Annotated in this window: 20 protein-coding genes; 8 read left to right on the top strand and 12 right to left on the bottom strand. The window is 69.3% G+C overall.

Annotated features, from left to right (window positions below; translation table 11 throughout):
- Positions 1-63 precede the first annotated feature (63 nt).
- The 3 genes from ACWEO7_RS11540 (at position 64) to ACWEO7_RS11530 (ending at position 5,021) form a co-directional block, all read left to right on the top strand.
- The gene (locus tag ACWEO7_RS11540; protein WP_452422791.1) at positions 64-3,162 is read left to right on the top strand and encodes a BTAD domain-containing putative transcriptional regulator; all 3,099 of its coding nucleotides are present in this window, start codon (positions 64-66) and stop codon (positions 3,160-3,162) included.
- 45 nt (positions 3,163-3,207) lie between these two features.
- Positions 3,208-4,422 carry an FAD-dependent monooxygenase gene (locus ACWEO7_RS11535; RefSeq protein WP_452422789.1) on the top strand — a complete coding sequence of 405 codons (1,215 nt, stop codon included), beginning with the start codon at positions 3,208-3,210 and terminating at the stop codon, positions 4,420-4,422.
- Between the two features lie 68 nt (positions 4,423-4,490).
- Complete coding sequence (locus tag ACWEO7_RS11530) at positions 4,491-5,021, top strand: VOC family protein (RefSeq protein WP_450015185.1); 531 nt, start codon at positions 4,491-4,493, stop codon at positions 5,019-5,021.
- Between the two features lie 26 nt (positions 5,022-5,047).
- Here the strand turns inward: ACWEO7_RS11530 and ACWEO7_RS11525 are convergent, their stop codons facing one another.
- Together ACWEO7_RS11525 and ACWEO7_RS11520 are read right to left on the bottom strand one after the other, a co-directional pair.
- Entirely contained in the window at positions 5,048-5,581 is a 534-nt protein-coding gene (locus ACWEO7_RS11525) for a DUF3145 domain-containing protein (protein WP_450015186.1), read from the bottom strand.
- Between the two features lie 95 nt (positions 5,582-5,676).
- Complete coding sequence (locus ACWEO7_RS11520) at positions 5,677-6,510, bottom strand: serine hydrolase domain-containing protein (protein ID WP_452422787.1); 834 nt, start codon at positions 6,508-6,510, stop codon at positions 5,677-5,679.
- A 42-nt stretch (positions 6,511-6,552) separates the two neighbouring features.
- Between ACWEO7_RS11520 and ACWEO7_RS11515 the strand changes: the two genes are divergently transcribed.
- Entirely contained in the window at positions 6,553-7,746 is a 1,194-nt protein-coding gene (locus ACWEO7_RS11515; RefSeq protein WP_452422786.1) for a serine hydrolase domain-containing protein, read from the top strand.
- Between the two features lie 88 nt (positions 7,747-7,834).
- Here the strand turns inward: ACWEO7_RS11515 and ACWEO7_RS11510 are convergent, their stop codons facing one another.
- The 3 genes from ACWEO7_RS11510 to ACWEO7_RS11500 form a co-directional block, all read right to left on the bottom strand.
- Positions 7,835-8,965, bottom strand: a complete 1,131-nt coding sequence (locus tag ACWEO7_RS11510) for an NDMA-dependent alcohol dehydrogenase (protein ID WP_355072708.1) — start codon at positions 8,963-8,965, stop codon at positions 7,835-7,837.
- 143 nt (positions 8,966-9,108) lie between these two features.
- Entirely contained in the window at positions 9,109-9,639 is a 531-nt protein-coding gene (locus ACWEO7_RS11505; protein ID WP_452422784.1) for a DinB family protein, read from the bottom strand.
- 73 nt (positions 9,640-9,712) lie between these two features.
- Positions 9,713-10,768: a phosphotransferase family protein gene (locus ACWEO7_RS11500; protein WP_452422782.1), complete on the bottom strand. Its 1,056-nt coding sequence runs from the start codon at positions 10,766-10,768 to the stop codon at positions 9,713-9,715.
- An 89-nt stretch (positions 10,769-10,857) separates the two neighbouring features.
- Here ACWEO7_RS11500 and pabB point away from each other — a divergent pair, with 89 nt between their 5' ends.
- Positions 10,858-13,077, top strand: a complete 2,220-nt coding sequence (pabB, locus tag ACWEO7_RS11495) for an aminodeoxychorismate synthase component I (protein ID WP_452422781.1) — start codon at positions 10,858-10,860, stop codon at positions 13,075-13,077.
- 14 nt (positions 13,078-13,091) lie between these two features.
- Here the strand turns inward: pabB and ACWEO7_RS11490 are convergent, their stop codons facing one another.
- Positions 13,092-13,589, bottom strand: a complete 498-nt coding sequence (locus tag ACWEO7_RS11490) for a hypothetical protein (RefSeq protein ID WP_452422779.1) — start codon at positions 13,587-13,589, stop codon at positions 13,092-13,094.
- Between the two features lie 85 nt (positions 13,590-13,674).
- On the opposite strand from ACWEO7_RS11490, the gene ACWEO7_RS11485 reads away from it, so the two are divergent.
- On the top strand, positions 13,675-15,687 hold the full coding sequence (locus ACWEO7_RS11485) for a TerD family protein (RefSeq protein ID WP_452422778.1): 2,013 nt from the start codon (positions 13,675-13,677) through the stop codon (positions 15,685-15,687).
- Between the two features lie 7 nt (positions 15,688-15,694).
- Here ACWEO7_RS11485 and ACWEO7_RS11480 read toward each other — a convergent pair whose 3' ends face one another.
- The 4 genes from ACWEO7_RS11480 to ACWEO7_RS11465 form a co-directional block, all read right to left on the bottom strand.
- A complete protein-coding gene (locus ACWEO7_RS11480; RefSeq protein ID WP_452422777.1) occupies positions 15,695-16,420 on the bottom strand; it encodes a TetR/AcrR family transcriptional regulator in 726 nt (241 codons plus the stop codon).
- Positions 16,421-16,428: 8 nt separating this feature from the next.
- Complete coding sequence (locus tag ACWEO7_RS11475; RefSeq protein ID WP_452422886.1) at positions 16,429-17,658, bottom strand: cytochrome P450; 1,230 nt, start codon at positions 17,656-17,658, stop codon at positions 16,429-16,431.
- A 230-nt stretch (positions 17,659-17,888) separates the two neighbouring features.
- Entirely contained in the window at positions 17,889-19,310 is a 1,422-nt protein-coding gene (locus tag ACWEO7_RS11470) for a DUF1254 domain-containing protein (protein ID WP_452422775.1), read from the bottom strand.
- Between the two features lie 145 nt (positions 19,311-19,455).
- Positions 19,456-19,749, bottom strand: coding sequence for a hypothetical protein (locus ACWEO7_RS11465; protein ID WP_195077704.1), 294 nt, complete (start codon positions 19,747-19,749; stop codon positions 19,456-19,458).
- Positions 19,750-20,065: 316 nt separating this feature from the next.
- Here ACWEO7_RS11465 and ACWEO7_RS11460 point away from each other — a divergent pair, with 316 nt between their 5' ends.
- Entirely contained in the window at positions 20,066-20,341 is a 276-nt protein-coding gene (locus tag ACWEO7_RS11460; RefSeq protein WP_355072692.1) for a hypothetical protein, read from the top strand.
- Between the two features lie 85 nt (positions 20,342-20,426).
- Here the strand turns inward: ACWEO7_RS11460 and ACWEO7_RS11455 are convergent, their stop codons facing one another.
- Positions 20,427-21,713: a vWA domain-containing protein gene (locus ACWEO7_RS11455; protein WP_452422773.1), complete on the bottom strand. Its 1,287-nt coding sequence runs from the start codon at positions 21,711-21,713 to the stop codon at positions 20,427-20,429.
- A 241-nt stretch (positions 21,714-21,954) separates the two neighbouring features.
- On the opposite strand from ACWEO7_RS11455, the gene ACWEO7_RS11450 reads away from it, so the two are divergent.
- Positions 21,955-22,080 (top strand): hypothetical protein, encoded by a 126-nt coding sequence (locus ACWEO7_RS11450; protein WP_452422898.1) that lies wholly within the window; start codon positions 21,955-21,957, stop codon positions 22,078-22,080.
- Positions 22,081-22,105: 25 nt separating this feature from the next.
- On the opposite strand, the gene ACWEO7_RS11445 is transcribed toward ACWEO7_RS11450, so the two are convergent.
- A complete protein-coding gene (locus ACWEO7_RS11445; protein WP_452422771.1) occupies positions 22,106-23,566 on the bottom strand; it encodes an SDR family oxidoreductase in 1,461 nt (486 codons plus the stop codon).
- Between the last annotated feature and the right edge of the window lie 107 nt (positions 23,567-23,673).

Genomic DNA, 23,673 nt, shown 5'->3' with positions numbered 1-23,673 from the left:
CAGGCCGGTGCTGAGAAGCCGTCGAAGCGGCAGACCGTCGGTCCCCGGGCCATACTGGCGATCGTGCGGTTCGGGATCCTGGGTCCGGTGGAGGTGCGACAGCCCGATGGGGGTCCGGTCGCGGTGGGTGGGCCGCAGGTGCGGGCGCTGCTGGCGGTGTTGGCCTCGGAGGCCGGGCGGGTCGTCTCCCGCGAGCGGTTGATCGACGATCTCTACGGGGAGGATCCGCCGGGTGACGCCGGGCACGCGCTGCAGTCCCAGGTGTCGCGGCTGCGGCGGGCGCTGCGATCGGCGGGCGCCGACGAACTGGTGGAGTCCTCGACCGCGGGCTACCGGCTCGCGGTCGACCCGGGCACGGTGGACGCGCACCGGTTCGATCGGCTCGCCGAGAAGGGCCGGATCGCGTTGCGCGATGGGGATCCCGCTTCCGCGGCCGCGCTGCTGGACGAAGCCGCCGGACTGTGGCGGGGTGCGGCGCTGGCCGACGTCCGCGACGCGCCGTTCGCCGCGACGGCGGTGACCCGCCTCACCGAAGCGTGGCTGGCGGCGCGGGAGGATCGGGCGGAGGCCGGTCTGGCGCTGCGCGACCATCGAGCGGTGGTCTCGATGCTGACCGAACTCGTCGCCGCACATCCGCTGCGGGAGCGGGCTCGAGCGCTGCTGATGCGCGGGTTGTCCGGGACCGACCGGCAAGCGGAGGCGCTGGAGTTGTTCGAGCAGGGCCGTCGACTGCTCGCCGATGAGCTGGGGGCGGATCCTTCGGCCGAGCTGACCCGGGCCCACCTCGCGATCCTGCGCGGGGACACCGTCGCCGCGGCCTCGTTGCGCCGCCTACCGGCCCAGCTCACCAGTTTCGTCGGCCGCGACGACGAGTTGGCGCGGATCGCGTTGCTGCTGGCGCGGGCCCGCCTGGTCACATTGACCGGTCCGGGGGGCACCGGCAAGACCCGGCTGGCGTTGGAGGCAGGCTCCCGGGCTCAGGGCGAGGTCTGTTTCGTGGATCTGTCGCCGTTGGTGGACGGCGCGCAGATGGCGGAGGAGATCGCGGCGACGCTCGGCGGCCGCGCGACCGCCGGTGAGCACGAAGACGCGGAAAACCGGCTGCACGCGATGCTCGCAGGCCGGTCTCTGCTGATCATACTCGACAACTGTGAGCATCTGGTGCTCGACGCCGCGCAGCTCGTCCACCGGTTGTTGCGCGAATGCCAGGGCCTTCGAGTGCTGGCGACCAGCAGGGAAGCCCTGCGCATCACCGGCGAGACCGTCCTGTCGATCGGGCAACTGCCGGTCGCGGCGGCCGAAGCGCCGCTGTCCGAGCAGCTCGGCTGCGCGGCGGTCCGCCTGTTCGCCGACCGCGCGGCCGCGGCGCGGCCCGGATTCACCGTCGACGCGGGCACGATCGCGGCCGTGCGGCGCATCTGCGCGCGATTGGACGGCTTGCCATTGGCTTTGGAACTCGCCGCCGCCCGCCTGCGCAACCTCGAAGTGGACGACATCGACGGACGCCTTTCCGACCGGTTCCGGCTGCTGTCACGAGGAGACCGGACCGCGGAGCCCCGACATCAGACCTTGCAGGCGGTGGTCGAATGGAGCTGGGATCTGCTGGAACCGGCCGAGCGCCTCATGGCGCGGCGCTTCGCGGTCTTCGCGGGCGGAGCGACGGCCGCGACCGCCGCTTCGGTCTGCGAACTCGACGATGCCGACGAACTGCTCGACGGCCTGGCCGACAAATCGCTGGTGGAGGTGCACGGCGGCCGCTACCGGATGCTGGAGACCATCCGAGCCTACGGTCTGGCACGTTCGACCGACTCCGGCGAGCGTGAGCGGATGCAGCGTGCCCACGCGGAATTCTTCACCGCCCTGGCCGAGCGGGCCGATCCGCGACTGCGCGGCCCGGACCAGCTGGACTGGCTGGCACGACTGAGCGCCGAACACGACAACGTGCAGGTGGCGCTGCGCTGGGCGGTGGCCGCCGATCCGCCATTGGCACAACGGCTCATCGCCGCGCACGCGTGGTGCTGGTGGCTGCGCGGTCATCCGGGCGGCACCGTCGAGCTCGCGGGCAAGCTGCTGCCCGCACTCGATCCGGCGGGCGACGTCGAGGAATACGGCCTGTGCGCGGCGATCGCCGCGCGAGCGGGAAACGGACTGCCGGTCGCGGTCACCCGCGCGGTGACGGAGTTGTCCAGGGTCGGAAAACCCCTTCAGCGCCCGCATCTGGTGTTCCTGCTGGCGACCGTCGGCGGGTTGCTCGACCTGCCGCCGCAGCGGCAGCGCCTGCTCTTCGGCGCCGACCCGTGGTCGCAGGCGTTCCTGCGGCTGGGCGCGGGACTTCGCCTGCGCATGTCCGGTGATCCGGTGGCCGCCGAACCCGAATTCCACTGTGCCCTCGATGGTTTCCGCGCCACCCGTGACCGCTGGGCGATCGCCACCACCCTGGACAAACTCGCCGCCGTCGCCGACTGGCGGGGTGAGCGGGCGGTCGCGCTGGACCTGATCGACGAGGCCGTTGCCCTGCAAACCGAGTTGGGCGCGGGTGACGAGGCCGCCGACCTGCTCAACCGGCGTGGCGACCTCCTCGCACGCCGGGACGCTTGTCACGACGCGGACGAAGCCCGCGCCGCCTACGAGCGTGCCGCCGAATCGGCCCGGGCGGCGGGCGCGACGGACATGTACGCCAACGCGATACGCGGGCTCGGCGACCTGCGCCGGGCGGCGGGCGACCTCATCGGCGCCAGGGAGTACTACGGCACGGCCGTCGCCCTGCCCGACAACGGTTCATTCGGCATGGCGGAGGCTCGGGCGCGCAGCCTCATCGGACTGGGCTGGGTCTCGCTAGCCGAAGCCGACATCGAAGCCGGGCAGGCGGCGCACCGCGAGGCCTTCGAACTGGCCCGTGACCGATCCCGGTCGGTGGCCGCGGCCGCGGTGGCCGGTCTGGCGGAGGCCGCCGCGGTGATCGGCGATCCGGCGCGGGCCGCGCTGCTGCTCGGCGCTGCCGATTCGCTGCGCGGGATGCCCGCCGCGGGTGACGGTGAGGCGGCCGAGACCGCCGCGCGGTGCCGTGCCGAACTCGGCGAACACGAGTTCCGCGCCGTCTTTGACCGCGGCGTCGGGCGCTCGATCGAGGAGGTGGCGGCCCTGCTCGGTGCGGGGCGGTGAGCCGATGGTGAGTGCGTGGTGAGCGCCGCGGCCCACGCTGTTCCCATGACAACAACGCGACAGTTCACCAACAAAACCGTTCTCATCTCCGGCGCGAGCGTCGCCGGTCCGGCACTGGCCTACTGGCTGACCCGCCACGGGTTCACCGTCACCGTCGTCGAACAGGCGCCCACCCTGCGGGAGGGCGGCTACAAGGTCGACATTCGAGGCGTGGCGATGGAGGTCATCGAGCGGATGGGGCTGATGCCGGAAATCCGCGCGGCCTCTACCGCGATGCGTGGCGGCGCGTGGGTCGACGGCTCGGGTAAGGCGCTGGCCACCCTGGGTCCCGAGCTGATCGGACTGCGGTCGCCCGGCGACGACGAGGTGTTGCGCGGCGATCTCGCGCACATCCTGTTCGACGCCACCAAGGGCCGGGTCGAGTACCTGTTCGGCGACTCGATCACGGGGCTGGCCCAGCAGCCCGACGGCGTGACCGTGCGCTTCCGCAACGCAGAGCCGCGAGTCTTCGACCTGGTGATCGGCGCCGACGGCATACATTCGACGGTGCGCCGCCTCACGTTCGGGCCAGAGGAGCGATTCGCCCGGCACACCGGCATGGCGGCCTGCGTGATCTCGGTGCCGAACCACTTGGATCTCGACCATTGGGAACTGGTCCATCCGACTCCGGGGCGAGTGGTGCAGGTGTACAGCACCCGCCGCTCCACGGCCAAGGCTCAATTCATCTTCCAGGCCCCGGAACAACTGCCGGACCGGCGCGACCGCGCCGCGCAGCAGCAGCTGGTGGCCGACGCCTTCGCCGATGCGGGCTGGGAGACACCGAATCTGGTACGCGCCATGCCCGAATCCCCTGACTTCTATTTCGACTCGGTCAGCCAGATCCATCTCGACCAGTGGTCGGTGGGCCGCGTCGCACTCGTCGGTGATGCCGCCTACTGCCCGTCGCCGCTGTCCGGGCAGGGCACGAGCATGGCACTGGTCGGCGCGTATGTCCTCGCTGGCGAGCTGAAAGCGGCCGCAGGCGACCACAACGCCGCCTTCGATCGCTACCAGCGCGCCATGCAGGACTATGTCACCCGGAACCTGACGCTCGGCTGGAACAACGCCACTCAGATGGTGGCGTCCGACCAGCGCGCGATCCGGACCCAGACCACCATGCTGCGCATGCTGCGGCACATGCCGTGGAAGGGCCTGGCGCTGCGCCCGATCATCAAGCCGCTCGAGCGCGCGGCCAACGCCATCCACCTCGCCGACTACTGAACCGCACCGTCACCTCGCGCCGTCCCGGCGAAAACACCCCATCCCTGAAGCACCTGAGGAGCACCAGAATGAGCATCGCATCCGGACCGATCTTCCAGTTGGCGTGGGTTGTCCACGACATCGAGGCGGCGGAACGAGAATTCACCGAACGCTACGGAGTCGACAAATGGGTCCGCATGCCCCGCATGCGTTTCGGCCCGGACTCGTGCAGCTATCGCGGTGCGCCGGCCGACTACACGATCGACAGCTCGCTCGGCTACGCGGGCGGGCAGCAATTGGAATTGATCGCACCGGTCTCCGGGGCGAACCTGTACACCGAAGCGCTCGAGCGGTCCGGTCCCGGCCTGCACCATATCGCCTGGGTGCCGGACGATTTCGATGCCGCACTGGCGGAGGCGCTGGCAGGCGGAGCCGAGATCGTCCAGCGCTGCGCTGTCGCGGAGATCGGCATGGAGTTCGTCTACCTCGCCGGGGGACCACTCGGCTCGTACGTCGAATTGCTGCGGCTGCCCGCGGACGCGCGCGCTCTCTTCGACAGCATGATTCCGGACGGCTACCGGAATCCGTGGTCACACGGCGAGGGTGCTTCCCGCGAATGACACGGCGGTGGCGACAGCTGGAGTCCTCACCCGACGTCCCGGCGCAGCCAGGTGACCTCCGCACCGGATTCCGTTCCGTAGCGGTAGATTTCGAGGTCCTCGTCCCACGCGGTGCCGAGGGCGCGGTCGATTTCGCCGGCCAGGTCGTAGGCGGAGTACTTGCCGAGTTCCCGGGTGGCCTGGAGCATGGCGCGCAGGCGCATCTCGCCGAGCATGACGTCGCCGTTGGCGCTCGTCGAGCCGTGCCACAGGCCCAGGCCGGGAACGAAGCTGTAGCGCTCGCCGTCCACGCCGTCGCTGGGGTCCTCGGTCACCTCGAAGCGCAGAACGGGCCAGGAGCGCAACGATTGGGCGATCTTCGACGCCGTGCCGACGGGGCCGATCCACTCACTGGTGGCGCGCAGTTGGCCGTCGGCCGGTTGGGCGGTCCAGCGCAGTTTCGCGGGGGCGCCGAGGGCCGAGGTGAGCGCCCACTCGACATGCGGGCACAGCGCGGCAGGCGACGAGTGGATGTAGACCACACCCGCCGTCGCGTCCGCGAACTGACTCGATGCGCGCACCACCAACACCTCCAGCTTCGACGAGGAACGTCTTCCCCAACGATTCGTCGAACTGGCGTTGCCTGAGTGTACTGGAGTGCCCGAAGTTACACGTGTTACTTCGTGACCGTGTTGCGCGTGGCGGTCACCTCCGCGATGACGGCATCGCTCAGCGGTGGCCAGGCCGCGCGCGCCCAGTCGCCGAAATTCTCGTCGCTCAAGGCGAGACACGCCAACCCCGTTCTCGGGTCAACCCATAAAAATGTCCCGGATTGGCCGAAATGTCCATAGGTTTGTGGCGAATTCGTGCCACCGGTCCAGTGCGGAGTCTTGCCGTTCCGGATCTCGAAGCCCAATCCCCAGTCGTTGGGGCGCTGCGAACCGTAGCCGGGCAGGACGCCGTTCATGCCGGGGAACTGGACCGAGGTGGCCTCGGCGTGTGTCTGCGCCGAGATCAGCTGAGGGTCCAGCAATTCGGCAGCGAAGCGGGCCAGATCCGCCGCGGTGGACCGCGCCGCGTGCCCGGCCGGACCGGCGAGCACCGAAGCGGTCATGCCCAGCGGCTCGAACACGGCGTCGCGCAGGTACTCGTCGAACGCGATCCCGGTCTGGGCGGCGACGAATTCGGCGAGCACCTCGAAACCCGCGCTGGAGTAGATTCGCCGGGTCCCCGGCGCGGCTTGGACGTCGGTGGTGTCGAACGCGAGGCCGGACGTGTGCGCCAGCAGATGACGCACCGTGGCGCCGGGCGGGCCCGCGGGCTGGTCGAGTTCGACCGCGCCCTCCTCCACCGCGACCAGCACCGCGTACGCCACCAAGGGCTTGGTCACCGACGCGAGCGGGAACACCCGCCGCACGTCGCCTTCGCTCGCGGCACCGCCGTCGGCGGTGACCACCGCGGCCGCCGCGTGGCGGACCGGCCATTCCCGGATCTGCTCGAGTGAACGCACCCTGCGAGCCTACGAGAACCGCGTAGCTACCATCGATTCACCATGAGTGAAACGCCCACTGTTCACGGCGACGTCGCCCCCGGTTTCGGACCGGTCGCCGACGCCTTCCGCCGCAATTTCGAGCGTCACGGCGAAATCGGCGCCGCCGTCGCGGTCTACGCGGGTGAGCGCCCCATGGTGGACCTTTGGGCCGGGTACCGCGATCGCAGGCGCACGCTGCCGTGGGAGCGGGACACGATCGTGCCGGTGTTCTCCTCGACCAAGGGCATGGCGGCGTTCACCGTCGCCGCCGCTGCGGCGGGGGGCCTGCTCGACTACGAGCAGCCGGTGGCGAAGTACTGGCCGGAGTTCGCCGCCCACGGCAAGGACGCGGTCACCGTGCGTCAGCTGATCGACCACCAGGCGGGGTTGTCCGGCTTGAGCGAGGTCGTGCGACTGCCTCAGATCGCCGACCTGGACGGGCTCGCGACCGTTCTGGCGGCACAGAAACCGGCTTGGCGGCCCGGCACCAGGCACGGCTATCACGCCATCACCCTCGGCCTGTACCAGGGCGAGCTGTTGCGCCGGGTGGACCCGCGCCGTCGCACGCTCGGGCGAATCTTCGCCGAGGACATCGCCGCACCGCTCGGCGTCGATTTCTTCATCGGCCTGCCCGCCGAGCAGAGCATGGACCGCATCGCCACGATGTCGGCCACCCAGGGGCTGGACGTGTTGCGCTACGAACGCGATCTTCCGCTGCGCATCGGCGCGGAGATCTATGCCAAACGCGGCCTGGCCTACGCGGCGCTGACCAATCCGCGCTGCGGAGCGCCCGCGCGGGCGACCCGGCGCGAGTTCCTCGAAGTGGAACTGCCGGGATCCAACGGAGTGGGCAACGCACGCGCGCTGGCGAAGGTCTACGGCGCGGCCGCCGCTCGCACCGGCGCGTTGCCGATCGACGACGCCGTGCTGGACCGGCTCGCCGCTGCCGAGACCGCCGACGACGTCCCCGCCGAGGATCTGGTGCTGCACACCAAGAGCCGCTATCACCTGGGCTTCCGCAAGTCGCGCGGTACTTTCCGCTTCGGCTCCGACAAACGCGCCTACGGCACCACGGGGCTGGGCGGCTCGTTCGGATTCGCCGATCCCGCAACGGGCCTCGGTTTCGGGTACACGATGAACCGGCTGGGTCTGGCCGTCCTCGACGACGTCCGCAGCCGCAACCTGCGCGAAGCTCTGCTGCGCTGCCGGATCTGAGCGCCTCGATCGCCGGCTCGGCGAAGCGGTGCCGTACGAGCTGATCGCACGGATCGCCACCGCGCTCGCCGAGCCGCGGCACGGCGCTCTACCAGTCGGCTTCGGTGTACTTGATGATCCCGCGGATGTTCTTGCCGTCCAGCATGTCCTGGTAGCCCTGGTTGATCTCCTCCAGGGAGTAGCTGCGGGTGACCATGTCGTCCAGGTTGAGCTGGCCGGACTTGTACAGCGACAGCAGGCGCGGCGCGTCCTGGCGGGCGTTGCCGCCGCCGAAGATGCAGCCCTTCACCGTCTTCTGCAGCATCGACAGCAGGAAGCTGTTCAGCTTGACGTCGCTCTCGTCCATCCGGCCCATCGAGGTGACCACCAGGGTGCCCGCCTTCGAGGTGAGGATCAGGCCCTCTTCGATGTACTCGCCGTGCATCTCGCCCATGGTCAGGATGACCTTCTCGGCCATCCGGCCCTCGGTGGCCTCCAACAGCGGCATGATCGCGGCGGCCATGCTCTCGTAGGTGTGCGTGGCGCCGAACTTCTGCGCCTGCTCGCGCTTCCACGGATTCGGGTCGATCGCCACCACCTTCGACGCGCCCGACAGCACCGCGCCCTGCAAGGCGCTCATGCCGACGCCGCCGATGCCGGCGATCACCACGGTCTCGCCCGGAGCGACCTGGGCGACGTGAGTGGACGAGCCGAAACCGGTGGGGACGCCGCAACCGACCAAGCAGGCCACCTCGAACGGGATGCTCGGATCGATCTTCACCACGGAGGTGTGGTGCACCGTCATGTACGGCGCGAAGGTGCCCAGCAGGCACATCGGGATGACGTTCTCGCCGCGAGCCTGGATGCGGTAGGTGCCGTCGCTGATCGCCTGCCCCAGCAGCAGACCCGCGCCCAGGTCGCACAGCGCCATGTGTCCTGCCACGCAAGCCGGACAGCGGCCGCAGGCGGGGATGAACGACAGGATCACGTGGTCGCCGACCTGCAGATCGGCCGGGCAGTTCGGGCCGAGCTTGGTGATCACGCCCGCGCCCTCGTGCCCGCCCATGACGGGGAAGGACGGCATCGGGGTCGCGCCGGTCACGATGTGGTGGTCGGAGTGGCACATGCCCGCGGTTTCCATCCGGATCTGCACCTCGCCGGCGACCGGGTCACCGACCTCGATCTCCTCCACCGACCACGGCTGGTCGATCCCCCACAGGATCGCGCCCTTCGTCTTCATTCCTGTCGACCCTCTCGCATGCACGTGCTTATATGTGACTGCACCCACAGTACGAGAAAAATGTAACGCGTTCTAGTACCGCTCGAAAAAATCGTCGGTACAGCGTGACCCAATAGCCGAACGCGTTACAGTTCTGCGACGCGTCAGCCCTGGACGTCGTGCACGTGGTGCACCAGATCGTGCACGAAGTACCGCGCGAACGACTCCACCGTGAACTCCGCCCCGTCGCCGCGCACACCGCGCAGACCACGGCGCTCGGTCGGCACCGATGCGAAGGAGCGCGCCACCCGTTCGGCGGCCTCGGCCAGCTCCGCGGCCACCCGAGCCGGGTCCTGCTCGTTGTAGCGATCGGCCACCGCGGTCGCGTCCTGGTCCCAGTTCGGGAAGCGCGGCGGCTCGCCCTCGGGGTCCCCGGCCAGCATCAGGCCGAGGCGAGTGTCGAACAGACGGCAGACGTCACGCACATGTGCGCCGTATTCCAGGGCGGACCAGGTCGATTCGTCCGGCCGCAGGCGGACGCCGGGACGGTCGAGCACCGCGGCGAAGCGGACCGCGGTGTCCCTGGTCAGCGTCGATACGGCTTCGTAGCTGGTCGCGACGGCGTCGAAACCGCATTGCGAACAAGGGCGCTCGAGCACCCAGGTCCAGTCCTTGACATCGGGAACGATCGGCATGCGCTCAACCTAGGCGCGGCCGGATCGCGCCTTCCACCGATATCCGGTCAACTATCGAGCACATCCCGACAGTTCACTCCATCAGCCGGTGCGCCCGCTCGAAGAGTTCCAGCGTGATCGCGTGCAGGAAGTCGCCGACCTGCTTGGGGGCCTTACCGGCGAACGCGCGGGCATGCGTGCCCTCCAGGACGATGCCGAGTTTGAAGCAGGCCAGCACGGTGTACCAGGACATGGCGCTCAGGTCGCGGTCGGAGAACCGCCCGTAGTGCGCGATCATCTCCTCGGCCGTCGGCAGCCCGCCGACCGCGCCGAGCTTGCCCACCAGCGCCGCTCCCGTGGTGCCCGGCTCCGGGCGGGTGGCGATCTGCCAGCCGAGGTCCAGCAGCGGGTCGCCGATGGTGGACATCTCCCAGTCGACCATCGCCGCGACCTGCGGGCCGTCGAAGGAGAACATCATGTTCGCCAGATGGCAGTCGCCGTGCAGGATGCCAGGGGTCCACTGGGCGGGGCGATTGCGATCGAGCCACTCGCCCACCGCCGCCACACCGGGGATCTCCGGGCCGGGGTAGCCCTCGTTGACCGAATAGGACTCGAGCTCACCCAGCCAGCGCGGCACCTGACGTTCCAGGAAACCCTCCGGCTTGCCGTAGTCGGACAAGCCGAGCGCCTGGTAGTCCAACGCGCCGAGGCGCGCGATGGCCTCGACCGCGGACAGGCCCATCCGCCTGCGGATCTCCGGATCGCCCGCATGCAGTTCGGGCAGTTCGTTCTGCGGGTTGAAACCGCGGATCGGCTCCATCAGGTAGAAGACCGCGCCGAGCACCGACTCGTCGGCGCAGGCCGCGATCACCCTGGGCGCGCGGACCTCGGTGCCGCCGAGCGCGCCGAGCAGCCTGGCCTCACGCCGGATCACGTCGTTGCTCTTCGGGCGCAGATGTTTCGGGCCGCGACGCAGCACGTAGGTCCGGCCGCCGCGGGTGAAGCGGAGCATGATGTTCTGTGTTCCGCCGCCCAGCGCGGTCACGTCCTCGAACTCACCCCCGGACAGACCCTGCTCATCCATCCACTTTCCGACGACGGCGAAGTCGACGACCGCGGGATCCACATCGACCGGTTGCGCAACAGACATGCCCCACATTGTGCACCACCTGCCGACCCGAACTGAAGGCAGATGACAACAGTTGACTCCCACCGGCGCGGCGTAGGGTTTCGAGCACCATGCGCACGCTGTTGATCGACAACTACGACTCGTTCACCTACAACCTGTACCAGCTGATCAGCGAGGTGAACGGCGTCGAGCCGACAGTCGTGCGCAACGACGAGGCGCGCACGGTCGCCGAACTCGATCTGGGACGCTACGACAACGTCGTCGTCTCGCCCGGGCCGGGGCGACCGGACGTGGCCCGCGATGTAGGGATCTCCACGGCGGTGATTCGCGAAAGCGACCTGCCGCTGCTCGGTGTGTGCCTGGGCCATCAGGGAATCGTGGTCGCGGCAGGCGGCGTGGTCGCCGAGGCGCCCGCGGCCCGGCACGGATATCTCGATCGCATCGAGCACGACGGCCAGGACCTGTTCGCGGGCGTTCCGCAGGGCTTCACCGCCGTGCGCTACCACTCGCTGTGCGCGCTACGGCCACTGCCGGACGATCTGGAGGTCACCGCGCTGTCCGGCGACGGCGTCGTGATGGGTGTGCGGCACCGCACGCGACCGCAATGGGGCGTGCAGTTCCATCCGGAATCGATCGCCAGTGAGTTCGGCGCGGCCCTGCTGCGCAACTTCGCGAGACTCACCACGGCGCACCGGAGCAGGCGCGCCGTCCCGGCGGCGAGCCCATCGATCGACGCAGGGGGTGAGTTCGTCGCCGAGCCGGTCGCCGCCGGCTTTCCGCTTTCCGTCACGCGCACCGCGGCCTCTCCGATGCCGCTCGCACCGGAGCAGTTCCCCGCCGCGGCAGCCGAACTCGAGCGTCCCGCCGGGCGCACGGGTTCCGATGGCACGGTGCCGCGGACCTTCCGGCTCCAGCGGGCCGTCCTCGAACGGCCGATCGATACCGAGAGCGCGTTCGTGCAGTTGTACGCCAACTCTCCCACCGCGTTCTGGCTGGACAGCGAGCACGTCGAACCGGGGGCCGACCGGTTCTCCTTCCTGGGCGACGCGAGCGGTCCGCTGGCCGAGGTACTGCGCTACCGGGTGGGCGACGGCGAGGTGACCGTGGAGTCGTCCGACGGGCACCGGCGCACCGCACCCGGCGGCATCCTCGAGTTCCTGGCCGCCGAGCTGCGCGCACGCAGGCTCGAACTGCCCGATCTCCCCTTCGATTTCGCCGGCGGCTACGTCGGCTATCTCGGCTACGAGGTCAAAGCCGACTGCGGCGGCAATGCGGCGCATCGCGCGGCGACCCCGGACGCGCAGTGGATATTCGCCGACCGGATGGTGGTGGTCGACCACGTCGGCGGGCGGACCCATCTGCTCGCGCTGAGCGACGACGTGGAGAGCGCCCGGTCCGCCGCCGACTGGCTGCGCGACACCCGCGAAACCCTCGACACCCTTCCGACCTGGACCAATCCACCGCCACTCGAATTGCCGCCGGACCGTGACGCCGTCGCGCCACTGCTCACCCGCGGCCGGGAGCGCTATCTCGCCGACATCGCGGTCTGCCGGCAGCGGCTGTATGCCGGGGAGTCCTACGAGATCAATCTGACCGACAGCGCCACGATCCCCGCCACCGCGGCCGACGGCCTCGACTTCTACCGCACCCTGCGCCGGTGCAACCCCGCCCCGTATGCCGCCTACCTGCGCTTCGACGATCTCGACATCGCCTGCTCGTCCCCGGAGCGCTTCCTCAAGGTCGACCGCCGCCGCATCGTGGAGAGCAAGCCGATCAAGGGGACCGCACCGCGCGGCGCGACGCCGGAGCAGGACGAGCGCCTGCGCCGCGAGCTGGCCGACAGCCCGAAGACCAGGGCGGAAAACCTCATGATCGTCGATCTGCTGCGCAACGATCTGGGCCGGGTCTGCGAGATCGGCAGTGTGTACGTCCCGAAACTGATGGCCACCGAGCAGTACGCGACCGTGCACCAATTGGTGTCGACGGTGCGTGGCAGGCTGCGGCCGGAGGTCGGCGTGGTCGATTGCCTGCGAGCCTGTTTTCCCGGGGGCTCGATGACCGGTGCGCCGAAGCTGCGCACCATGGAGATCATCGATGCGCTGGAAACCGAAGCGCGCGGGATCTATTCGGGCACCATCGGTTTCCTCGGTCTCGGCGGCACCGCGGACCTGAACATCGTGATCCGCACCGCCGTCCGCTACGGCGGGCGCTGGCGGATCGGCGCGGGCGGGGCCATCGTGCTCGACTCCGATCCCGCCGAGGAGTATGACGAGGTTCTGCTCAAGGCGGCCGCCACGTTACGCGCGGCCGCCGACCACGCGCACCGCTGAGCGTCCGACCTCGACTATTTGCGCCGCTTGCCGGACTTTCGCCGGGGCGGCTCCTCGGCGGGCGGTTCCGACGCGCTCAAGCCGGTCAGCTTGGCGAGCAAGGCGAAGCCGGGCAGCTTCGCCAACCGCCCGAGCACATCCTCCCCGAGCGAGATCATCGCCTCCAGCCGGGGCAGCAGGCGGTCGTAGGCGGCGAAGGCCGGATCGGCCAGGGCCAACGTGCGGTCGAGCCGATCGATGGTGGAGTTGAGCCGCTCGATGGCGGTCGACAGGCTCTCGATCAGGCCGGGCAGTTGCGCGGCCAGCTGAGCGGACGCGGGCGGCAGCCGCACCGCCGTGTCGAACGCCGATGTCGCGGTCAGCTGAGCGGCTTCCAGCGCCTGGCCCGCGGCCGTCTGCGCCGCCTCGACCGCCGCCTGGGCGGCGGCCAGCACGTCGGCGGGGCCGGGCACACGCCCACCGGGCAGTTTCGGGGTCGGCGGCCTACGACCCGGGCGTTTCGGGTTCGTCATGGGGAACACTGTGCCGCACGCCCCGCCGAAGGACCGGCCCTCGCGCGTTCGGCGTGTCGGAGGGTCATGGCATAGTTCGAGCACCATGAAACTCAGCAAGGGCGCGAACGCAGCGGTACCGACATCCCTTCTAGCCGTGGTCGTTTCATGGCGATCGGAGCACACGGTGGACGCGCACGCACTGCTGCTGGACGCGTCGGGCGCGGTGCGCTCGGATCGCGACCTGGTGTTCTACAACGCGCCACGGCACGTTTCGCAGGCGGTCACCCTCGATCAGCAGCCCGCGCCGGGCACCGCGCGGCTGAGCGTCTCGCTGCCGCGCACGGAAGCCGACATCGACCGCATCGTCGTCTCCGGCTCGCTGGAGGACGGCACCTTCGGCGACATCCACGGGCTCACCGTCGCCGTGCACTCGGTAGACGGGGCGGTCGTGACGTTCGAGATCGACGACGCGGAGGAGGTGCCGGCGCTGATGTTCGGCGAGTTCTACCGCCGCGACGGGCAGTGGCGGTTCCGCGCGATCGGCCAGGGCTGGTCCAGCGGACTGGCCGGGTTGGTCACCGAGTTCGGCGTCCAGGTCAACGATCCCTCGGCGCCCGCCCGCACCACGCATCCCACCAACCCGTTCCGAGTGCGACGCCCGGCGGCGAATTCGTCCGCGCAAGAACGACTTTCTCCGGCCGGAGCGGAACCCGCCACCGAACGGTCCGCTCGGCACGACCCGACCTCGGCACGACGCTTCCCCCACGGATCGTTGCCCTCCGGCCACTCCGCGCGAAGCGGGGACACTCCCGCCGAAATCGGAACGGACCTCGCCGAAAACGCGCCGGTCCAACGCGAACCCATCCGCACCGACGACTCGCCCGGGCGGCTCGAAGGCACCGAAGTACGCCCGGGCGTAGACACCCCCGCCCGGCCACGCACCGAAGTGCTCGACCGTGGCGATACGTCTCCCCTACCGCACCCACACACCCACCGCACGGTCGACCTCCACCGGCACAGCCGCGACACCGCACCGCCCGCTCCGCCGCCCCCGCACCCCGAACTCGCGGACTGGCACCCGGATCCGGACCACCCGCAGACCATGCGCTGGTGGGACGGCACCATATGGACCGAGGACCGGTATCTCCGACCCCCGCCCGGCGACCGCCACTGCGCACGCTGTGGAAACGCGCTGCGCCGCAAGTTCTTCGGTGGGTTCGCGCCGTGCCAGAGATGCGCCCAGGAGATCGAGGAGTACCTCGTCCACTGGCACACGCGGGCGTGGCGGGTGCTCACCGGCCACGGGCCACGCGGCCCCGAGTGGGCGGACCTGTGGGCATCATTGCGTTACCAGCGCATCGACGCCGAAGCGGGCCGCGTGGTCCTGCGCGACGCGGGGCTCAGCTACGTGGAGCGGCTGGTCACCTTCGCCTTCGCCGACGGTGAAGTCCGGCACGCGGAACTGGAGTTGTTCGAGCAGGCGGTCACCGAACTCGCGCTCGGCGGACCGCTGATCGAGGATCTGCGCAGGCGAATGCATCGCGGGCACACCCTCTACCGGCTGCGTACGGGCGATCTGCCGATCGTCCGCACACCCGGCCTGCACCTGGACCCAGAGGAGACGGTGCACCTCGATCTGCCCGCGACGCACGTACGTCAGCTCGCACGCGGCCCGAAGTTCACCGAGGGCAGGCTGATCGGCAGCAACAAGAAGCTGCGTTTCGTCGGCGCCGACACCGGCATCGAGATGCCGTGGTCACGAGTGGTTTCCGTGCACACGGAACAGGGAACGGTGGTACTCGCGGCCACGTCCGCGCGCGGCGGCGCGACCTTCGCCGTCGACGATCCGGATTACGTCTCGGCCGCGCTGGAAGGCGCGCTGCGCGTGGCCAAACGTCTCGTTCTCACGCCAGGCCAGCGCGACACCCGCAGCATCCCGCAAGAGGTGAAAGCGGAGGTGTGGCAGCGCGACGGTGGCCGCTGCGTCGAATGCGGCGACGGGCACTACCTGGAGTTCGACCACATCATCCCGCTCAGCCGCGGCGGCGCGACCAGCGCCGCCAACCTCCAGATCCTGTGCCGCGCCTGCAACCGAGCCAAAGGCGCCCGCATCTGAATCCGGCTCACTCGCCGAGCAGGCCCGCGGTGCGGCCCAGATCGGCGAGCATCGCGTCGAACAGGATCTCCGGGTTGTCCAGCGGTATCGGGTAGTTCCCGAACACCTCGAGCGTGACGTGGCCGTAGAGCCGCGCCCAGATCTGGATCATCAGGTACGTCACACCCAGATCCAGTTTCTCGGCGGGGAACTTCTGGCCCGACTCCGACAGCGCCGCCAGCAGTTCGGTCTGGAAGTGCACCAGATCCTCACGCAACTCCGGCGGGATGACGTCCGTCGATGGCGTGACGATGTCGTAGTTCGCCAGCAGCCTGCCCGCCGCGGCCAGGAAAACCCGGCCGAAGGGCTCGTCGAAGCGGCGCAGCGCGCGGGCCTGGCCCGCGCCGGGCGAGGCGAACACCAGGGTGAACTCCCTGGTGTGCGTCAGCGCCCAGCGCCGGAAGCCACGGCAGATGGCGAAGAACTGCGCGGCGCCGTCGTCGGGCAGCATGGCGATCTCGGCGGTCAGTTCCCCGGCCAGGTCGGCGCAGAAGTCCAGCCGCAGCCGCTCGAGCAGGTCTTCCAGCGAGTCGTAGTACCGGTACAGCGCGGGCGCGGTGACTCCGAGTTCGCGCGCGATGGCGCGCAGGGTGACCGCATCGGGCCCGCGTTCGACCAGCAGCGCGCTGGCCACCCGCCGGATGTCGGTGTCGGTCACCACCGGCGCGCGGCCCCGTGGTCTGGACTGTTGCACTGATCGATTCAAGCGTATGCGACGTCCCAGCGCTTGATCCCGTTCAGCCAGCCCGACCGCAGCCGCACCGGCTCGGACACCTGGCGCAGGTTGGGCATCACGTCGGCGATGGCGTTGAACATCAGATCGATCTGCAACCGGGCCAGGTTCGCCCCGACGCAGTAGTGCGTGCCGGTGCCGCCGAAGCCCACGTGCGGGTTGGGATCGCGCAGCACGTCGAAGGTGAACGGATCCGCGAACGCTTCCTCGTCGAAATTGGCCGAGCTGTAGAACAATCCGAGCCGTTGGCCCTTCTTGATCTCCTGGCCCCCGAGCACGGTGTCCTGGGTGGCGGTGCGCTGGAATGCCGTGACCGGGGTGGCCCACCGGACGATCTCGTCGGGCGCGGTGCGCGGACGCTGCTGCCGGTAGATCTCCCACTGCTCGGGATGGTCCACGAACGCTTTCATTCCGTGGGTGATCGAGTTGCGCGTGGTCTCGTTGCCCGCCACCGACAGCAGGATGACGAAGAACGCGAACTCGTCCGAGCCGAGGTGCTCGCCGTCGATATCGGCGTTCACCAGCTGGGTGACGATGTCCCCGGCCGGGCAGGCGCGCCGCTGTTCGGCCATGTTCCAGGCGTAGCCCATCACCTCGGCGGTGGCGGCGTGGTGATCGCCCTCGAACTCGGGATCGTCGTAGGAGATCATCTGGTTGGACCAGTCGAAGATCTTCTTGCGGTCCTCCTGCGGGATGCCGATCAGCTCGGCGATGGCCTGCAACGGCAGTTCACACGCGACCTGTTCGACGAAGTCGCCGCTGCCGGATTTTCTGGCCTCGTGCGCGATCCGCTCGGCGCGTTCGGTCAGCGCGGCGCGCAGGCTCTCGACTGCCCGCGGGGTGAAGCCCTTGGAGATGATGCGGCGGGTCTTGGTGTGCTTGGGCGGGTCTTGGTTGAGCAGCAGCATGTCGCCGAGCATGTCGATCTGCTCGCGCGTGGTCTCCTCGTTGAACCGGATGATCGCGGTGTTCTCGTGCGAGGAGAACACCTCGGGATTCTTCGAGATCTCCTTGATGTGCGCGAGCTTGGAGACGACCCAGTAGCCGCCGTCGTCGAAACCGCTGGCCCGATCGGACTGGGCGCACCACCACACCGGGGCGGTGCGGCGCAGTTCGGCGAACTCCTCGATGGGCAGGCGGGTGGCGAGCAGATCGGGGTCGGTGAAGTCGAACCCCGTCGGGATCGAGGGCGTGGTCACGGTCACGGCTAACTCCTACGGCGGTCTGGGCGCAGACCTGACGAACACGGTCAAGGTAGATGCAACCACAGAACCAGGCTTCGTGAACACCGTTTAGTAAAACCCGTTTACTTTTGTCGCCGCGCCAGAACCCTCCCGGAGCATATCCGCCTGCTTGCGGAAAAGTAGCTGTCCAGCGGTATCTGTCCTCCGATCGCCCCGAGCGGCTGCGGGACTTCGCGCGAATCGAGTCAGAGCACCGGCGACAGCGGCGGGGGACGCCAGCGCCCCTGGATGGCCTCCGCCTTCGGCGCGTACAGGCGCAAGGTCAGCGAGAATTGTCCGGATTCGGGAATGGGCAGCCAGTTCCCGGCCGCGACGCCCGCCCTCGGGTCGGCATACTGCAACGCGATGTCGGCGGACCCATCGGGATTGACCGCCACCGGATCCGGATGGCCGACCGAGTAGATGCCGGCCGGATTGGGCACCAGGTAGTTGTCGGCGGCATAGGCGGTCAGCGACCAGAACTCGTTCACGGGCGGCAACTGGCCGGGCGGGAAATGCAGCCGGAATCGGCCCGTACCACCTCCGGCGTCCGTCGACGCGAACAGCGTCGGATAGTAGGCGTTCTCGGTCATCAGGCCGGCGCCGAGCGCCACATGGGCGATGGCGGCGCGCAGCAGATAGTTGGTGCCGAACCTGCCGACGTCGGGATCGACCAGCCAGCCGTTCTCGTTGACCGTCCGCGCACCCAGAGACACCGGGATCTGCTGCCGTGCGGTCTCCACCGCCGCCGTGAGCTCGGTATCCGAGATGCCCTGGACTGTGCCACCCGGCCGGATCCCGATCTTCTCGAACCGCCGCATGGCGGGCGCGTCCTCGGGCGCGGTCGGGTTGGTCGACAGCAACGCGCACATCCGGTCGAAGAACACCCGCGGGTCCATCCCGGCGACCCACTCGGGTGGCGGCTGCACGCTCGCTTCCCCGGTCCCGGTGGGCGCAGGCGGCTCGGCGCCCGCCGTCCAGGCGCTCAACGGCACCAATCGCAATTCCTCTTGCGCGGCGCGCACCGCCGGGACATCGTTCTCGCCGTCGACCTGGATCCGGATGACCAGCCACACCGTCGGCGTCGGCATCGGCAACGGCGTGAGACCTTTCGGCAGCGCACCCGACCAGCTGGGACCGGTCACCGCATAGGTATACGGCGGCCCGGCCGACTCGGTCGCCGGCCGACGGCTGCTGGGGTTGTGCACATTGTTCGTCCAGGCGTCCGTCACCCTGCCCAGCCAAAACCGGCCCTCGCCCGTCGCGGGGACGCTCAGCACCATCGGCTCGCTCGCCACATCGAGCCACGCGGTAGAACGCAGCGTATCCCGGTCGAGCCGGACCACGTCTCGCTGCGCCGGGGTGGGCAGCGAGGCGGCGTGATGAAAACGGTTGATGGGTGTGACCATCTCCGCAGCCACCCGGGTCACGTCCAGCAGCACCAGAGGGTAGCCGAATATGTAGGCGTCTTTGGCGATCGTGGCGGCGTCACCCGGGACGGGATGCGGCCCGGAATCCTGGCCGAATCCGCCGCATGCCGCCGATCCGAACGCGGCCACCGACGACACCGCGATGCCGAGCGCCGTGCGCCGCGACATCGTGAGCTTGCCTTCGGTCCTCTCGTCCATGATCCGCTCCGCCTCCGATCCTATCGGCACCGCGATTCCCGCACCGGAGCGCGACCGCACTCCGCGACGGAAATCGCAGTTCGAGGGCGTTCGCGGAGGTTCGCCGCGAGAACACGGGGGAAGGAACGCCGCGCGCCGCCCGCGCTCAGAACTCCAGGACGGTGTTCATGATGGTGCCCGCACTGGTGGCCACCACCCCGCCGATCATCGCGCCCGCGATCATCTTCGGCGACTGCAATCCGCCGCCGCTCCACTTCTCCCAGGCGAATCTGCCGCCCGCGTAGATGATGCTGACGATGCCCGACGCGAGCGCGAACCAGGTCAGGTACCGGACGAACTGTAAGAGCTTGTCCGCCAGGGGCGGTGCCTCCGGGGTCGGATTGCCGATCTGCGCCAACGTCGTGAACGAATCGCCGACCGACGCCAGAATGATGCTCACCGTCTACTCCCTCTACGCTCGAATACAACCCTGCCGCCGACCAGCTGTTTTGCGAAAGCCGTTCGACCACCGATGAATTCGGCCACGAACCAGGATACGGGCCCACACGCCGCCGCGGTGGGCGCACTGCGCGGAACCTTCGCGCCCAGCGGCGCAACGGGCAGCAGGCTCAGGAGTTCGGCTACCCGGGCGCGGGCCGGAGAAACACGAACTTCCCTGCGCTACATGGACCTGACTGCATCGCGGCGACCGAACGGATACGATCTTCTCAGCGAATCACTTGCCCCTGTCCCGAATCCAGAATGAGCGAACGACGATGATCCTGGCCGCCGCTTACGACACCCTGGCGCAGATCGGCAATCCCAGCCCCGAGGCACCGCCGATCTCCGACAAGTTCCTCCAACTGGTCCGCTACCTGACGTGGTTCGTGCTCCTGTCGGGCATCTGCGGCATCATCTACGCCGGTGGCCGCTTCGCCTGGGAGAAGTGGACCGGCGGCGGGCTCGAGTCACCGAAGATGGTGGCCGGAGCCATGATCGGGGGGGTGGTGGCCACCAGCGCGGGCACCATCATGAACGCCGTCATCGGCTGAGCCCCCGCGGACCGAATCGCGAACCGCCATAGCTTTTCGCTATGACAAGCGGGCGATGCGCGGTGCGCAGTGCAGGTTTGCGCTGTCAGCGCAGAATGCCCGCGTTTCGCGCTGCGCGCAGCCAGTCCGGGAACTCCCCGAGCAAACGGGCGTAGAGCTGCGCGTCGTCGACCTGATCGATGTCGTCGAGGGCGAAGAAGCCCGCGTTGTCGACCGCCCGGTCAGACAATTCGTCCAGAGCGCGCAGCAGACCGTAGTTGGCCAGGCCGAGCCCGACGAACTGCCAGAAGGCAGGCAACCGAGCGGCTTCGCGCATGAGCGCCGTGATCTCGCGCTTCTTGGCGAAGCCGCCGTCGGTGAAGAACAACACGAGCGTGGGGCGGCCACGCGGGCGCAACGAGTCGATGATGTGGCGCATGACCGGTAGTTCGTCGTTGCGGCCGCCGAGCCGGTCGTAATCGATGTCGCCGTGGGTTCCGCCGAGATGCAGATAGGTCCGGGCCCACTCGTCACCGTGCTCGACGGTGATGTCGGGCAGCTTGGCGAACGAGAGGGCGTACAGGTACGCCTCCAGGGTGCCGTCGTCGTCGAGCTGGGTGGCCACCGGAATCATCCGCTGCACGACGCGGTGCACCACCTGATCGCGGTACTGCCGTTGCATGCTGCCGGTCTTGTCGATGACCAGCACGACGCGGGCACGGATGCCGAAAGCGTCCTTGTCGATGAGGACCTTCGCGACCTCACGCTTGCGCAGGTCCAGTTTCGCGCGCTTTTCGAAGGACAGCTTCGCCTCGCCGGGAACGGTGAACACGTCCGCCGCCGGGACGAGATCCGGCACGGCCCGATCCGGAGAAGGAACGTTCGCCCCGGCGGGTTCCTCGTCCACACTCACCCCGTGATCGGTGACCAGCGCGGCGAACCCACCCGCATAGCCTTGCCCGACCGCACGCACCTTCCACGCCCCCTGGCGGCGGTACAACTCGAGCGCGATCACCACGGATTCGCTGCTCAACCCTTCGATGCGGTACTCGTACAGGACGTTTCCCGCGGCGTCGGCGACCGTGGCGACCGGCGGCGCGAACCGGCCGAAGGTCTGCGCCGGATCGTCGAGGGTGAGCACCGCACGCAACTGGGCGATGTCCGCGGGCAGATCACCCAGCGAAACCGACAGCACTCCGGGCGTTCCCGCCGCCAGCGAGACACCGGGCGCGCTGGGCTGGTTGAAGAACACGAAATCCGCGTCGGATCGCACGCGCCCCGCTTCGGTCACCAGGAGCGCCGACACATCGACCGCCGCCTCGGTGCGCACCGACACCAGTACGTGATCCAGGTCCAGCACACCGTTCTGACCTTTGACCAATGCCGCGCCCATCGAGACTCCCAGCCGTCGTCACTCCGCAATCGCCACCGGGATCAGGGTAAGGCCGGCCCGGGCCGGATGCGGGGTGTTCGCCGCGGCGATACCGGTGCACCCGCCGCCGAATTCGCCATCGCCGTCAGCGGTTACCGATGCCGGTCAGCGTGGCCATCGGCGGCCGATCGGCCGCGGGCGCCGCGCCCGGCACCGCATCTTCCACCAGTGCGCCCACGACCTGAGCGATCGATTGCGCGCATTGAACATCCCCGCGACGTTCGACTTCCGCACCTCAGGCACACACTCCTGGGGCTACTGGCAAGAGGACCTGCACAACTCGTGGCCGCTGATCGCCGCGGCGGTGGCGACCCCCGCCACCGGATAGCCGGGACTCGGGTGGACGGACCGCGTCACCGGGCGCGGGAAGATTCCGCGGCGCCGGTGATATTGCGCGCCATCCCGCCGAAGATGACCGCGTGGAACGGCGCGATGGATTTCCAGTACAGATGCCCGGCCAGCCCGTGCGGTTCGAACACCGCGCACTGGCGGTAGGTGGCGCCCGGACCGTCCGGCTCGACCGCGAGCTCGAGCCACGCCCGTCCCGGGACCCGCATCTCGGCGCGCAGGCGCAGCGTCCGAGGTCGCTCGATCCGCTCCACCCGCCACCAATCCAGCGCCTCCCCTTCGTGCAGCCGGTGTGGATCGCGGCGTCCACGGCCGAGACCGACGCCGCCGGCGAGCCGGTCGATCCAACCGCGCAGCGACCAGGCCAGCGGGAAGGAATACCAGCCGTGCTCGCCCCCGATAGCCTCGATCACCCGCCACAGCGTGGCGGGGTCGGCATCGGTGTGGCGTTCGCGCACGTCCCGGTACAGCGACCCGCCCGACCACGCCGGGTCGGTGGGCAGCGGGTCCGACGGCGCGCCCGGCGGATGGGCGTCCGACCACCTGGTCGGTACGTCCAGATCGCGAATCTTCTGCAGCGCCAACGCCACTGCTCTGCGGTAACCGGTCGGTCCGTCCGGTGGGTCCGGGATGAGGCCCGCGATCGCGTGGTCGCGGCAGACCACGTCGTTGATCAGCGACTCCATGAGCGGAACGGCGATCGCGCGCGGCACCGGGGTCACCAGATTCACCCACTGCGCCGACAACCACGGCGTCAGCACCGGCACGGGCACGATCAGCCGTCGCGGCAGCTGGGCCACTTCGGCGTAGGCGCGCATCATCTGCATGTAGGTCAGCACGTCCGGGCCGCCGATGTCGAACGCGCCGCCCGCGCCTTCGGGCAACGTCGCCGCCTGCGTCAGGTAATACAGCACGTCACGCACCGCGATCGGCTGGATCCGGTTGCGCACCCAGCGCGGGGTGACCATCAGCGGCAGACGCTCGGTCAGATAGCGCAGCATTTCGAAACTGGCCGAGCCGGAACCGATGATCACCGCGGCCCGCAGCACCAGGGCGGGTACCGCGCCCGCCTGCAGGATCTCGCCGACCTCGGTGCGAGAGGCCAGGTGCCGCGACAGCCGCTGCGCGCTCGGGACGATGCCGCCCAAGTAGACGATCCTGGTCAGACCCGCGTGCGCCGCCTCGGCCGCGACCAGCGTGGCGGCCTCCCGGTCCACCGTGTCGAAGTCGGCGCGGGTCAGCGAATGGACCAGGTAGTACAGCACCTCCTGCCCCGCCAGCGCGTCGCGCACGTCGGCGGCCGAGGTCACGTCGCCCGCCACCACCTCGACGCGATCGCGCCAGGGCGCCTCGGCGAGCTTGCCGGGTGTGCGTGCCAGCACGCGAACCGAGTGACCCGCGCGCAGCAACTCCGGCACCAGTCGTCCGCCGATGTAGCCGGTCGCACCGAACACCACACACCGCACGGCAACCACCCTTCCGATGACCTGCTCAGGTGATGACCGGGGATGCGGGGGCCAAACAGCGACTCCAGTGCGCACAGGACCCGGAATCGACCGCGTCGCCGGATCAC

The sequence above is a fragment of the Nocardia sp. NPDC004260 genome, assembly GCF_053603155.1.
The sequence above is the reverse complement of the archived record's forward strand: the minus strand, read 5'-3'. Positions and strand labels throughout refer to the sequence as shown.